This is a genomic window from uncultured Oribacterium sp., assembly GCF_902481605.1.
GTDB lineage: Bacteria > Bacillota > Clostridia > Lachnospirales > Lachnospiraceae > Oribacterium > Oribacterium sinus.
Genome location: NZ_CABSXI010000061.1, coordinates 1 through 13,731, shown reverse-complemented (window position 1 = coordinate 13,731; position 13,731 = coordinate 1). Strand labels below are relative to the sequence as shown.

The 13,731-nt window shown below is 44.4% G+C and carries 9 protein-coding genes; 2 read left to right on the top strand and 7 right to left on the bottom strand.

The window, feature by feature from the left end:
• From RDQ32_RS09110 to RDQ32_RS09100, 3 genes are all read right to left on the bottom strand, one after another.
• Positions 1-184: hypothetical protein (locus RDQ32_RS09110; RefSeq protein WP_308580146.1), on the bottom strand; the 184-nt coding region annotated here is incomplete at its 3' end.
• A 165-nt stretch (positions 185-349) separates the two neighbouring features.
• Complete coding sequence (locus tag RDQ32_RS09105) at positions 350-1,282, bottom strand: RimK family alpha-L-glutamate ligase (protein ID WP_304070163.1); 933 nt, start codon at positions 1,280-1,282, stop codon at positions 350-352.
• A 90-nt stretch (positions 1,283-1,372) separates the two neighbouring features.
• Positions 1,373-2,644 (bottom strand): dicarboxylate/amino acid:cation symporter, encoded by a 1,272-nt coding sequence (locus tag RDQ32_RS09100; protein WP_308580145.1) that lies wholly within the window; start codon positions 2,642-2,644, stop codon positions 1,373-1,375.
• Between the two features lie 344 nt (positions 2,645-2,988).
• Here RDQ32_RS09100 and RDQ32_RS09095 point away from each other — a divergent pair, with 344 nt between their 5' ends.
• On the top strand, positions 2,989-4,095 hold the full coding sequence (locus RDQ32_RS09095) for a Xaa-Pro peptidase family protein (protein WP_308580143.1): 1,107 nt from the start codon (positions 2,989-2,991) through the stop codon (positions 4,093-4,095).
• 246 nt (positions 4,096-4,341) lie between these two features.
• Entirely contained in the window at positions 4,342-5,229 is an 888-nt protein-coding gene (gene pepI, locus RDQ32_RS09090; RefSeq protein ID WP_308580142.1) for a proline iminopeptidase, read from the top strand.
• Positions 5,230-5,344: 115 nt separating this feature from the next.
• On the opposite strand, the gene RDQ32_RS09085 is transcribed toward pepI, so the two are convergent.
• The 4 genes from RDQ32_RS09085 to RDQ32_RS09070 form a co-directional block, all read right to left on the bottom strand.
• On the bottom strand, positions 5,345-6,712 hold the full coding sequence (locus RDQ32_RS09085; protein WP_007157756.1) for a peptide MFS transporter: 1,368 nt from the start codon (positions 6,710-6,712) through the stop codon (positions 5,345-5,347).
• Positions 6,713-6,987: 275 nt separating this feature from the next.
• Entirely contained in the window at positions 6,988-9,207 is a 2,220-nt protein-coding gene (locus tag RDQ32_RS09080; RefSeq protein ID WP_007157758.1) for a methyl-accepting chemotaxis protein, read from the bottom strand.
• Positions 9,208-9,498: 291 nt separating this feature from the next.
• A complete protein-coding gene (locus RDQ32_RS09075) occupies positions 9,499-11,778 on the bottom strand; it encodes a hemoblobin-interacting domain-containing protein (protein WP_308580140.1) in 2,280 nt (759 codons plus the stop codon).
• Between the two features lie 365 nt (positions 11,779-12,143).
• Complete coding sequence (locus RDQ32_RS09070) at positions 12,144-13,394, bottom strand: NAD(P)-dependent oxidoreductase (RefSeq protein WP_007157762.1); 1,251 nt, start codon at positions 13,392-13,394, stop codon at positions 12,144-12,146.
• Between the last annotated feature and the right edge of the window lie 337 nt (positions 13,395-13,731).

The following is a 13,731-nucleotide window of genomic DNA, read 5'->3' as shown; positions in this document are numbered from 1 at the left end:
TTTCAAATACAATTTGCGGACTAAAGGTGTATACCTCTGTCAATGGATCCAGTAGCATTTGATAGGTTTCCGAGAACAAAAAGGAACGAATGGCTTGCATATCCTCCATTCCGTACTTCATTTTTATCAAAGAAATTACCTGACGATCAAAGAAATCCCTTTGTCTGGCACTGATCTCTGTCACAACTGCTCACTCCCTTCAAAACGTAGAACCCACTTTCCTATCCTATTCCTTTATTTATAGCAAAAAGGAAGGGGAATGAACATCCCCTTCCTTCACTTTATAAAGCTGCTTATATTCTCTTTACCAAAACTTCCAATCCGTATTCTTTATTTCCGGAAAATCTTTTTACCCCTGCTCTTTTAAAAGCTTTCCCAGGTACTCAGCCAAATGCTCATGGGCGTAGATATTGGCATTCTTCTCCGCAGTAGGGTTATAGTTTGTGTTGGTATTTACGTCATAAACATAAATCTCTCCGCGTTCCGACTGTACCCACTCAATCGCCGCAACATCAATGCCGCTGTGCTGTAAAAATTTTGTGTAGGCCTGCTCTCTTTCCTTCTCCAAAGGTTCTGTGATTTGGAACTTTTCGGAGCTTTCCAGCTCTTCCTTCTTCTTTCCGATCTGGCAACCGTCTGCCGGGCAGAGCTGGAAGCCGTCGGAGGAGTCAATGGATACGGTGTATAAGAACTTCTGTCCGATAAACTCGGAACGGCGAATTCTGCCGTCTGCGGGCTTAATATACTCCTGCAAAAGGGTGATGCCGTCTACGGAAGGTTCAAAGGCCGGGCTGTTGACATAGGCCTCCAGCTCCCCTTCATTTTGGAAAAGCTGTACCCCCAAGCCCTTTCCTGCACGGTTATGCTTGGTAATCAAGGGGTAAATGTTTAGCTGTCTTGCACCTTCCAGAATCTGATCCTGTCCTAAAACCGCCACGGTTTTGGGGTGGGGAATGCCATTTTCCTCTAAGGCAAGGTACTGCTTTACCTTACTGATTTCCAGATTGATGGCACCTAAACCGTTTACCACCTTACGGCCGTGTCTTGTGAGCCAGGAAAGCACCTGCTCCGTATACTCCGGCGCATAGCGGTGGCCTCTGGTATGGGAGGAAGCAGACATACGGTTGTAGAACACTCCCTCAGGAGGTGCCTCCTGCAAATTCAGGATTCCCTTGGATAAATCCCATAGCTCATAGGGAATCTTCTTTTCTTCCAGCCACTTTACCAAATGCTGGGTCCATTCCAGATTTTCATGGATTACATATACCTTTTTCTCTGCCATATTACTTCCTTTCCAAAATTTTCTATTCATAAATAATTTTCATCAGATGATTCATGCATAATCGGCCGAGTATTCCTTCTATAGGATTCCTTAGCCTGCATTAGCAACAAGTTCCTTGCCTGCTGCATTCTCCGCCTTTGCTATCTTTTCTACTTTTTCCGCATTTTCTTTTTTACTGTCCAGTACAGCCACTGCCAAAGCCTGTCCTACCACATTCAGAGCGGTTCTTCCTGCATTTGCAAAGAAGTCTACGGACAATATCAAGGCTACACCTTCCACAGGAAGTCCCAGCTGGGGAGCTGCCGCCAGTAAAACCACAATGGCTCCGGAGGGAATGGTTGCCGCAGTTTTTCCGATCAAGCTTAAGAGGAGAACAGTAAACAGTAAGGCCTGGGTCGTGAAAGTAATGCCGTAAGCATTTGCCAAGAAAACACTTGCCAAGGCAAAATACACTGCCGCTCCTTCCAGATTAAAGGAGTAGCCGAGAGGTACCACGAAATCCGTTACCGCCTCGTCATAGCCTTCCTTCTTTAAACGCTTCAAAAGTGGGGGTAAAACCACGCTGGAGCCGCCGGACACAAAGGCCAGAGTCACCAAATCTCCGATACTCTTGATAAGCTTTACATAGTTTACCTTATATAGAATAGCAATAACAGGGAAGATTACAAGTGCCAAAACGCCGTAGCCAAGGTACATTCCCAGGACAAACTGTCCGAGTCCCACCAGCTTGTCCACTCCGGTTGTTGCCACGTCCTTGGCAATAAAGCCGAATACGCCCACAGGGGAGAGTAAAATCACCGCATCTAAAATCTTGTAAATGGCGGCAATCCAAATCTTTGTGCCGGAAAGGAAGGCTTCCTTCTTCTCCTGCTCCAGCTGTCCTACGCCATAGCCTAAGAAAATGGCGAAAATCAGAATCGGAAGTAATGCTCCGTCTGTAAGTGCCTTGAAAAGATTGGAAGGAATGAAGTTTAAGAAAAACTCATCAATCTTCACGCCGGTGGCAATACCCTCCAAACTGGCACCTGCCTGGCCGATATTTACCCCCTGTCCAAAGCCTAAATAATAGGAAGCAAAGACAAAGAGGGCAGTAATTCCTGTAGTCACTGCGAAGAAATACAGGAAGGTCTTTCCCAGGAGCTTCTGAAAATGATTCTTGCCCAGTACCTCTGCCACAGCCACCACCACAAGGGGAAGCACCAGAGGAATAATCAACATGCTGATAAGCCGGATAAAGGCCTGTCCCAGAAACTGGTAAAAGCTTGCAAATTGGGGAAGGAAATATCCTGCTGCCCCTCCTAAAAACAATGCTATCAATAATTGTAAGCCTAAGGCTATCTTTTTCTTCTTTACGTTACCCATAATTCTCTTCTCCTTCTTCTCCCATAAAAGCTTTTTACCACTAAAAGCTTCTTTCTACTTTCTATACTTACTATTTCTGCCCTGCTATATATTCCTATAAACCTACTGAATAACTAGGACTTCTGTACTATAGCACAAAAGACTTTCCTCTGCAAATTTTTATTTTAAATGCTCAGTTATAAATCTTGTCTATACCGGATTTTTACAATTTCCTCAACTTTTTTGTATTCAATGTGCTATTTTAGTGAAATTTTGCTATAATCTAGGTAGTTATGCCAAACACATTATTCTTTGGAGCAAGGAAGCAGGAAGCTCCCTTCTCCCTCTATAGAAAGGAGACACAAATGGATCAAGGCAAGTTAGAGCGGATTTTAAAGAAGATGGAGGAGCGGAATCTTTCTCAGATGATTATTACCGACCCACCCGCCATTTTCTATTTAACCGGAAAGTGGATTCATCCCGGCGAAAGAATGTTGGCATTGTATATCAACACAAAGGGTGACAAGCATCTGTTCGTAAACCGTATGCTTCCCCAGGAGAGAGACTTAGGTGTTGAAATCACTTATTTTGACGATACGGAAGATCCTGTAGCAATTCTTTCCGAGTTCATCGAAAAGGATAAGCCCATGGGTATCGACAAGACATGGCCGGCACGTTTCCTCCTTCGTTTGCAGGAGTTAAAGGCAGGTTCCTCCTTTGTCAACGGTTCCGTAATCGTGGACAAGGTACGTCAGATTAAGGACAAGCATGAGCAGGAGCTGATGATTCAGTCCTCTTTAGTAAATGATAAGGTTATGGAAGAGTTGGTGCCTTATGTGGTAAAGGGCTTAACAGAGAAGGAATTAAATGCCGTAACCAGAGACCTGTACAAGAAGCACGGCTGTTCCGGCGTTTCCTTTGATCCCATTACCGCTTACGGACACGGTGCCGCAGATCCTCACCACGTTACCGACGACACTAAGGGAAAGAAGGGAGATTGTGTTATCCTGGATATCGGCGGTGTCTTAAATGACTATATCTCCGACATGACCAGAACCGTCTTCATTGGAGAAGTCAGCGAAAGACATAAGGAGATTTATCAGATTGTTCGAGATGCGAACCTTCGAGGTATCGCCATGGCAAAGCCCGGCAACAGAATGCGGGATGTGGATTTGGCTTGCCGAAACTATATCGAGGAGAAGGGCTATGGTAAGTACTTCACTCATAGAACCGGACATTCCGCAGGTATCGAGGATCACGAGGTGGGAGACGTTTCCTCCGTTAATGAAGAGATTATCGAGGTTGGACAGTGCTTCTCTGTAGAGCCCGGTATCTACATTCCTGAGGAAAATATCGGCGTACGTGTAGAAGACCTGGTAATCATCACCGAGGACGGATGCCATGTATTGAACCACTACACCAAGGATCTTTTGATTGTAAAGGAAGACGGAAGTATCGTTAAGGGAGAATAAAATAGCTTTTCTCTTATCGAATTCGATGTTTTCTCATTAGAAGATTTGTAAAATCCCCCAAAGGATTGTAATTCTCCCTTGGGGGATTTTTAGTATGAAGTGATTTCCGCTTCATAGTATTTACTTCAAGCATTGACTTCATAGCATTTCCCGTTAAATAATTAACATCTCTTGAAAAATATGGTATGATAAAAGAAATATAATTTAAGAAAACCAGCGGCTCAGCCGGTAGAAACGGAGGACATTATGGCACAGATTCAAGAAGGGCGCATGCCTTATTTAGGCTATGAAACGTATTATCGTATTGTTGGAGAGAATAAGGGCAATAAAAAACCTCTTCTTCTGCTCCATGGGGGACCCGGTTCCACCCATAACTATTTCGAGGTTTTGGATGACCTTGCTGATAAGGACGGACGTCAGCTGATTATGTATGACCAGCTGGGCTGTGGAAACTCTTACCTGGACGGACATCCGGAGCTTTGGACTAAGGAGACCTGGCTAAACGAATTAATCGCCCTGAGAAAGCATTTAGGATTGGATGAAGTACATATCTTAGGACAGTCCTGGGGCGGAATGTTGGCTATCATCTATGAATGCGAATGTAAGCCGGAGGGAGTTGCCAGCTATATTCTTTCCAGTACCCTTCCCTACAATGCCATTTGGGAAAGTGAGCAGAAAAGAAGAGTGGGCTATCTTCCCAAGGAGATGCAGGAAGCCATTGCCAAGGCGGAGAAGACCGGAAACTACAGTGATCCGGACTATGACGTAGCCATTACAGAATTTATGACACGTCACTGTGCCGGCCCCTTCGGTCCCGATGCAGCAGAATGCTTAACCAGAAAGAAGAAGGCAGGAACCGAAGCCTATGTGGCAGGATGGGGTCCAAATGAATTTACTCCCACCGGTTCTCTTCGGGATTATAATTACATGGATCAGCTGAAGGATTTTTCCAAGCCAACCCTAATCTGTAGCGGTGGAGAAGACCTTTGCTCTCCTTATATCGCAAAATTAATGTTTGATGCTATCCCCAATGCCAAGTGGGAGCTTTTCCGTTATTCTCGGCACATGTGCTTTGTCGATGAAGAGGAGCTTTACAAGAAGATATTGATGGAGTGGTTGAATCAAAACGACTAAGGTTTAAAAGAAGGGTCAGTACAAAATCAAAAAAATTTTCTACGCAATATAGGTCTGAAAAAGGAAAGGGGAGGGCTCAAAGCCCTCCCCTTCATTAAATACTTTTTATATCTTCTTATGCCGTTTCTTCTACCTGATCATTGGTAATCAAGCTGTTCAGCTTCTTATCCATTCCCCAAAGAACCGTTGCAAGAATAATCAAAAGCGCTGCAATACCGAAGCTTGCTGCCGCAAATGGCATCTTGGAAATAATGTTATACAAGGTTCCGTAGGAAAGTCCTGCGATAAAGATGGCAAAGGTCCATACCGCCATCATTGCGGAGAGGAGCTTTCCGGGAGCAAACTTGGAAATAAAGGAATTTCCTAATGGAGAGAAGGTCATCTCACCAAGAGACAGGCAGAATCCGAATACTACAACCCAGAGTAAGCTTGCAGGTCTTCCGGCTCTGGTAATCTCTGCAAATGCGGAAACCACGAAAGCAAGTCCTAAAATTCCCATACCTAATGCAGTATGCTTAAAGATACTGAGTCCACCGCCGGGGCGCTTTGCATCTCTAGCCCAAAGGAGTCCTAAAACAGGTCCTAACAGAATACAAAGAAGTCCATTCTCAGAGTCAAAGAAGGATGTCGGAATCGTGAATCCGAAAAGCTTCCAGTTCATGTTAATGAATTCCTTAGCATCGTTCATTGCTCCCCAGTGATCATAAACAGGTAGATATGCTAAATACCAGAAAATCCAGAAAACGGAGGAGAAGAGGGAAACGGCGATAATAGCCAGAACTCTCTGCTTCTCAATCTTTGTGAGAGGTCTGCTTGGCTCAGCTGTCTTAATGGTCTCTTTGGATGCTGCTGCTTCTGCACTATCCTTAAAGGGCTTTGCTCCTGCTTCTCCCAAGGGTCCCCAACCTAAGAAGAACATAACAGCATTTACCAACATAACGATGGAGCAAACCAGGAAGCAGATTCTATAGCCTCTTGCTCCTGCAATCAGTCCCACGCTGGTGGTTCCGATGAAGGAACCTAAGTTTACCATGGAATACTGAGTAGAGAAGGCCATATCCAAATCCTTAGGATCGGAGAATAACTTTCCGGTGATGGAGTTGGTCTGGGGCTTAAAGAGTCCGGTTCCGATAGAAGCTAATGCAATCATGATAGCCACATCAGTCAAATTGGAAGATCTAAAGCCGAAGAAATATCCTAAGCTGATCAAAGCCATGCCGATAGGAACCAGATACTTAGCACCCACAAAATGATCGGATATGTAAGAACCGAACAAAGGCGCTAAATAGGTAAATGCTACGAAGAAAGATTGATAAGTAGCACCATTTTCCTTTGCTACTCCTAAACCACCGTCGACTACACTGGCGATTAAAAACTGTACGATGAGCCACTTTACGGAGTAAAAGCTAAAGCGCTCCAGGGTGAAGGCAAAGTTACAAATCCAGAACCCTAGCCCTCCCTTTCTTTTTACTGTGCTGTCCATAAACACTCCTCTCCTTAAGGTTAAACCCTTATCCTCGCCTTTTCCCCTTATGCTACTCTTTCTTTGGGGAAAGAAAGAATTTTTAGGGGAAAATGTAGGCAAGCAAAAATAAATTCTTAAGGGGAATTATAGCACTTGTACGCTTTTTCTTCAATATTCTATAAATATTTATACATTTTGTCTTTAAATGAAATTACCTATTTTAAGGAGCTTTTTAAGCTATTCGTCAAGCTACCTTTGCATCTTTTCAAACTCTCTTTTCATTAGCTTAGCCTTTAGTCTTCCTTCAACTGGAACCTTTCCATCAGCTCATTTAAGGTATGGGCCTGTCCTGTAAGCTCTTCGGAAGCTGCGGCACTTTCCTCCGCTGTTGCGGAGTTATTCTGTACCACGGAAGAAATCTGGTCGATTCCCACGCTTACCTGCTTTACGCCCTTGGCCTGTTCATCCGATGCCAGGGAAATGTTTGTAATCATACTGTTGATTTTCTTACTCTGTTCAGAAACCACCACCAAAGACTGGGCAGTTTCCTCGGAAAGCTTTGCACCCTTACCGATGGCATCGATAGCCTCTTCGATTAAACTGCTGGTATTCTGGGCTGCCTTGGCAGATTTTTGAGCCAGGTTTCCTACCTCATCTGCCACAACCGCAAAGCCCTTTCCTGCCGCTCCGGCACGGGCTGCTTCTATAGAAGCATTTAGGGAGAGGATATTGGTTTGGAAAGCAATGTCGTCAATGGTCTTGATAATCTTATTGATTTCCTGGGATTTCTCCGTAATGTCCTGCATGGCTCTGGACATCTCATCCATCTTATTGGTGCTGACATTTACAGCCTTCTCCGCATCATTACTTAACTTTGCCACTTCCTCGGTAATCTTTACCGTACTGTCAATCTTGTGGGAAATATCATCCATGGTAGCGGAGAGTTCTTCGATGGAAGAAGCCTGTTCCGTAGACCCTTCAGAAAGAGACTGGGCGGCATTACTTACCTGATCCGCTCCTTCCTGTACCTGCTCTGCGGAATTTCTGATTTCCTTCATAGTATTGGACAGGTCTCCCCGAATATCCCTAAGAGACTGTAGGAGAGGTGCATAGGCACCGGCATAATACTCCTGATCTTCCATATCCACCCGGAAATTTCCCTTGGACAGCTCGCTGAGCTTATTTTGCAAGTCGGAAATAATAGTCCGGATTCTCTGCATGATTTCTCTCATGCTCTCTGCCAGTTCTCCAATTTCGTCTTTCTTATTGTACTGAATATCTACATCGAAATTTCCCTTGGCCACTTCCACGCCGGAAGAAGAAATTTTCTTTAAAGGTGCCAATGATGTTCGAATCAGGAAATGGGTAAGAGCAATCAAAACCAATACTCCCAATAAATTGGTCAACACAGCAGTCTTTACCAAAGTCATCAGCGTGGCATTGTACTCTGCTTCAGAAAGGCTGACACTCACCCACCAATCTCCATCTCCTACTTCTACAGGGGCAAGAAAACGCTTTACCTTTCCTTTATCCAAGCTGTCGGTAACCACATTAAAAGATTTTCCCTCTGCCTTCATGCTTTCCAGAGTATTGTATGCCTCCTCCGGTAAAGTATCCTTCACGGGTTTTGCAATGGCGTCCGCATCCATAGAATAAGCAACATTGCCATCATGATCTGTCAAATCAACTGCCAAAGATGGAAAACGTTCGTCCGATTGCTGCAGAAGTCCGAAAACATCCATTTTCATATCCACAAGAACATAGCCCTTAAATTCCTCTTTAATAACGATGGGAACCATAATGGAAAAGACCCAGTCCTTGGTATAGGCATCCTGATAAATGTTGCTAACGCTAAGCTTTTGTGTCTCTTTTAAATGCTTAAAATCCTCTTCTTCCTGATAACCTGCGGAATAGGTCTGCACAGTACGAGTCTTGGCATTTTCCTTGCTAAGATACAGGGAATAGTCATCCACGCCGGGAATGAAGGCGCCCTTATCAAAATAAACTCCTACGCCAAATACGCTGTCATCACTGTTTACCGCCGCGTAAAGAGAGTCCAACATGGCAGACTCCGCATTATAAAGATTTGCCGGAATGGCAATATTTCTTACCCGAGACTGAAAAGTAGTCGGTCCCATCACCTTGGTGGCAACGGCATTTCCATTTCCATCCACAATATTCCAGATATTGGCGGGCGCTGCCCCTACCTCTTCCTGGGTTTCATAAGCCGACATAATGCCCTCTCGGATGGTTTCCGCAACCACCTGATTCTGGTAAAGAATATTTTCAATATCATTGATGGCCATATGGGTTTTATCCACCATATTGCTGTCAACGGTCTTTTCCATACTGCTCTTACTAATATTAATTAGAATAGAGCCTGTCCCAATAAGCGCAATCGCCGAACAAAGGCCGATCAAAATCGACATTTTACTGCTTAAACGCAAGCTTTGGAACAAGCCTCCCTTCTTCGGTTTCGGCTCTTTTTTCTTTTGTTCCACTCCTTTTTTCATTTCTCTTCTCCTTAAGTGCTAAAACACAGCTGTTCATCTGCTGACTCCTAAGTTTTTCGTCCCAAGCAAAGAAAAGAATAAGAAGTATAGAAAAATATTATGCGTTTGACTTGAAATATAAATTAAATCTTATAGCGATATGCCCAATAGAACCTATCCATTCCTGTTTTTTACTCTTTAAAAAATACAAAAAAGCGGTGGAAGAAAGTCTCCGGTTTTTATCCCGTTTTTCTTTCACCGCTTCTTTCTTATGCATTTTCTACAAACTATCTGCTATCCACTTAGCGCTACTTAAGATAGAGGAATGGTAGCTACTTCGTATCCTTCCGCTTCAATGCGAATCTCCTGCTCTTTATCTACATTGTCTGTAGGAATGGAGAATAAAAGTAAATCTGCTAATTCTTTCTCTCCTTTAGAGTCTCCGAAGCTAAACTTCTCTCCCATCTTCAACAAATCAGCACTGAAAGGTGCCATTTGTCCGTATGTTCTTCCTGCAACGGTCAGAGTCTTGATGCTCTTTAGGTAATTCTGAACAGACTTTCTGTCTCCCTGGAAGGAAAGCTCATAGTATCCCTGAGCCTCTTTCTTCTCAAGCTTATTCATTACAGGTGCAGACTTTGCCTTCTCCTGTGTATACTTAATAAGAAGATCCTCATAGCCATCTGCTCTCAATGTAAGATTATGAGCTCCTGCTTCTTTTGGATAATAATTTAAGTTCAAAGTGATACTTGTACCCTCAGATACGATAAAGAAACGTGGTTTTCCTAGTCTTACAAAATCATCAAAATACTTTTCCTCAATTTTCTGATAGTGTACATCATCAATAACTACCTCATTAAGGGCACTGAGATATTCTTTTTGACCTTCACTAAGGTTATTAAATGCGAAAAGTTTTACGTTATACTCTCCTGCCTCCGTTCTGTCGAAGTCTTTAGGGGTAGTAAGCTTCTCCGGCTTCTTAAGAGTTAGCTTTTCATCCTGAAGCTCTTCCTTTGTCGCATTAATATGAATGATTACAGGATTATAACCGTCTGCCTGAATTTCAATAGTGTTCTCTCCCTCATGGAAGGACTTTTTGTTAAAGTTAAGAGCATTTAGATATCCTCTCACCTTTTCTTTTCCTCTAAGGTCATGGCAATATGTATTTGCTTCTTTACTTAAATCCGTTTTAGCATCTCCCACTGCATATTCAGTCTGATTTACCGTAACCTTGTTAATGCTAAGCAGTAACTCTTGAAGCTCTTGAATCTGCTTTCCTTCATCAAAGGATAAAACAAAGCAGTCTTTAGCTGCATCATAAGATAAGGTATGTGTTCCGGGCCAGTTCTTTAAATTATTTTCCGGCTGAGACGGGGTCTCAGGAGTTTCCGGCTGAGTTGGATTCTCGGGCTGGGCCGGAGTTTCAGGCTGAGTCGGATTCTCGGGCTGTGCCGGAGTTTCCGGCTGTGTCGGAGTTACAGGAGTCTCTGGCTGAGTCGGGTTCTCAGGCTGGGCCGGGGTTACCGGAGTCTCTGGCTGAGTCGGGTTCTCGGGCTGGGCTGGAGTTTCTGGCTGAGTCGGATTCTCAGGCTGGGCTGGAGTTACCGGAGTCTCTGGCTGAGTCGGGTTCTCGGGCTGGGTCGGAGTTACCGGAGTTTCTGGCTGAGTCGGGTTCTCGGGTTGGGCCGGGGTTACCGGAGTTTCTGGTTGAGTCGGGTTCTCGGGCTGGGCAGGAGTTACAGGAGTTTCCGGCTGAGTCGGGTTCTCAGGCTGTACCGGAGTCACCGGAGTTTCTGGCTGAGTTCCGGGTGTTTCTGTACCGGTAGATGCTCCTGTTCCCTCTGTGGAGGGAGTAGCAGTTCCTGCGGCACTTCCTCCGGTTGCTGTTCCTGTAGATGTTCCGGTTGTAGCGGCTCCGGCTGTAGAGGTTCCGGTTGTAGCAGTTCCTGCTCCTCCTGTAGTAGAAGCAGTTGCTCCTCCTCCGGTGGATCCGCCACCTCCACCACCTCCGAAGCTTCCGCCTCCGGGTGCTGCAATGGCTCTACTTGCTCCAAGAACCTGTCCGGGAAGAGCACGGCTTGCTCCCGCTACCTGCTGGGAAGAAGCTGCGGAGGGAAGTCCCTTGCCTGTCTCATAGACAGCATCTCCATTTTCGCCGTGAAGCCACTGGCCACTCTGGTTTACATAATAGCCGTCCGGAGTTCTTCCATTTACTACGAGAACGCCGTAATTGCTGTCATCGGTAGGCATCAGATAATAGCAATAGCCGTCAATCCACTGCCATCCGGTTAATAATCTACCCTGCTGTGCACCGGATTCCGTGCTGAGGAAATACCATTTTCCATCCAGCTGTAACCAACCGGTCTTTAACTGTCCGTTTTCCGGATTCAGATAGTACCATTCCTGGTTATATACTACCCAGCCCTTTACAGACTGTCCTTCTGCATTCCGGAATACCCATGCATTGTTTTCTACCTGCCAGCTTCCCGAAGTATTGCTCTTACCTGTCTGGGCAAATGCAGAAAAGCTCGGTGCAAGCATCATTGCCATTACTGTGGCAATGACTGTCGTCTTCAAACCGCGTCTAACCATTTCTTCTTAGTTCCTTTCAAAGTCAACTTGCTGTCCCTCTGTCTAAAATTCATTCTCTCCCTCAAATGAATATTGTGCGATTTTAATAATATATCATAAAAACTAAGCTAATTTTCTCTTAAAACTATTGTAGTTTTTAATAATGCTATTTATAAATTAAATAGTTTGATTGCTTTTCTTTAAGTCCGAGATTTTACAGCATCAGAAAGGGCTGAAGACGGATTGTTGCCCATATCGCTCCGGTATTTTTCCAAAAAAGCTCACAAAAAAAGAACTGTAAAGAAATCAATGAATTTTCTAAGCAATATATTTCCGAAAATTCTCTATTTTGATTTTTACAGTCCTTTTTTGATTTTACCCTTAAACTAAGAAGCACTTTCCTCGGCGGATTCCGTCATTTCCTTCAGATTCTTCTTCGCCTCACAGTAGGCTTCCATTTCCTCCGCCACAATCTTCGCCTGATGCACCGCTTCCACTACAGTTTTGGCACCGGTTACCACGTCTCCGGAAGCAAAGGTTCCTTCCTTCGTCGTATGCCCCTTTTCATCCGTAAGCAGTAAGCCTAAATTGTTGGTATCCAAATCTGTAGTGTTGGAAACAATATTGGCTCTGGGGTTCTGGCTGATGGCTACGATAATGCTGTCCGCCTTAAAGAATACTTCTTCCTCCGGCTGCCCCTCTTCCTGCTTCTTCAGAATAATGCCGTCGTCCGTAATTTCCACCGGGGAGTGATGAAGCAGAAATTCTACGCCATCCTCCTCCGCCTCGGCAATTTCCTTCTTGCTGGCGGTCATATTTTCCATGCCCTTACGGTAAATGATGGTGGCTCTAGAGCCGCTTCTTTTTGCGGTTCTTGCAGCATCCATGGCCACATTTCCCGCACCGATGATAGCAACATTTTCTCCTAAATGATATGTCTCCGGAGACTTTAAGTAGTCAATGGCAAAATGCACATTTCCAAAGCTTTCTCCCTTGATGCCCAGAGTTCTCGGATTCCATACACCGGTACCGATGAAGGCCGCGGCATAACCGTCCTCAAAAAGCTTATCCAGAGAAAGCACCGGTCCAATCAGAATGTTGGGACGAATCTTTACCCCAAGATCCAGCAAATGCTTTTCCAAAAGGTCAATGATATATTTCGGAAGACGATACTCCGGAATACCGTAACGAAGTACGCCGCCGATTCTGTTTCGGGACTCGAAAATCGTTACTTTATATCCCCTTCTTTGCATCAAAAGGGCAATAGTAATACCGGCAGGACCACCACCGATTACCGCGATACGATCCTTGTCCTCTGCGCCCTTTTCAAAATGCAGTTCTTCCAGATATTTTAAAGAGATTTCCTCCTCCATCTTATAGAAGGGAATAGGAATGCCCTTCACTCCGCGAATACAATTACCCTCGCACTGCTTCTCATGCTCACAAACCAAAGCACAGATGGCGGAAAGCGGGTTATTCTCAAAAAGAATTTCCCCCGCCTTTTTCAATTCCCCCTGCTTATACAGCTCAATAACCTCCGGAATAGAGGTATTTACAGGACAATGCTTGGAGCATCGTGGATTTTTACATAACAAACAACGGTTGGCTTCTTCCATTAAAAATGCATTCTGACTCATCTTCTCTCCCTTAACCCTTACTCTAAAACCTTAGTCTAACTCTCTTTTCAGAAGAAAAATTCTACCACAGATTATTATCGACCATTGTTTATTTCTACATTCATAGTTCTAAAATTTTTATAATTAAAAAAGGAGCTGTAAAAAATCAAATTGAACAAAATTTTTTCGGCAATATAGGTCTGAATACGGGGTAGTCTGAGCCCCACACTTTCTGATAGTCAGCGAAGAAAAGGACTGAAGAAATTAATTGATGTAAGCGACTGATGCATATGGGGCTGTACAAGGGGCAATCTGAGCCCGTCAGTACTTACTGAAAGCGAGCAAAGCGAAGCTTGAA

What these genes read in the sequence shown, in the direction of transcription:
- RDQ32_RS09070 (WP_007157762.1), bottom strand. Translation starts at nt 13,394, where the DNA reads ATGAGTCAGAATGCATTTTTAATGGAAGAAGCCAACCGTTGTTTGTTA.
- RDQ32_RS09095 (WP_308580143.1), top strand. Translation starts at nt 2,989, where the DNA reads ATGGATCAAGGCAAGTTAGAGCGGATTTTAAAGAAGATGGAGGAGCGG.
- pepI (WP_308580142.1), top strand. Translation starts at nt 4,342, where the DNA reads ATGGCACAGATTCAAGAAGGGCGCATGCCTTATTTAGGCTATGAAACG.
- RDQ32_RS09075 (WP_308580140.1), bottom strand. Translation starts at nt 11,778, where the DNA reads ATGGTTAGACGCGGTTTGAAGACGACAGTCATTGCCACAGTAATGGCA.
- RDQ32_RS09080 (WP_007157758.1), bottom strand. Translation starts at nt 9,207, where the DNA reads ATGAAAAAAGGAGTGGAACAAAAGAAAAAAGAGCCGAAACCGAAGAAG.
- RDQ32_RS09105 (WP_304070163.1), bottom strand. Translation starts at nt 1,282, where the DNA reads ATGGCAGAGAAAAAGGTATATGTAATCCATGAAAATCTGGAATGGACC.
- RDQ32_RS09085 (WP_007157756.1), bottom strand. Translation starts at nt 6,712, where the DNA reads ATGGACAGCACAGTAAAAAGAAAGGGAGGGCTAGGGTTCTGGATTTGT.
- RDQ32_RS09100 (WP_308580145.1), bottom strand. Translation starts at nt 2,644, where the DNA reads ATGGGTAACGTAAAGAAGAAAAAGATAGCCTTAGGCTTACAATTATTG.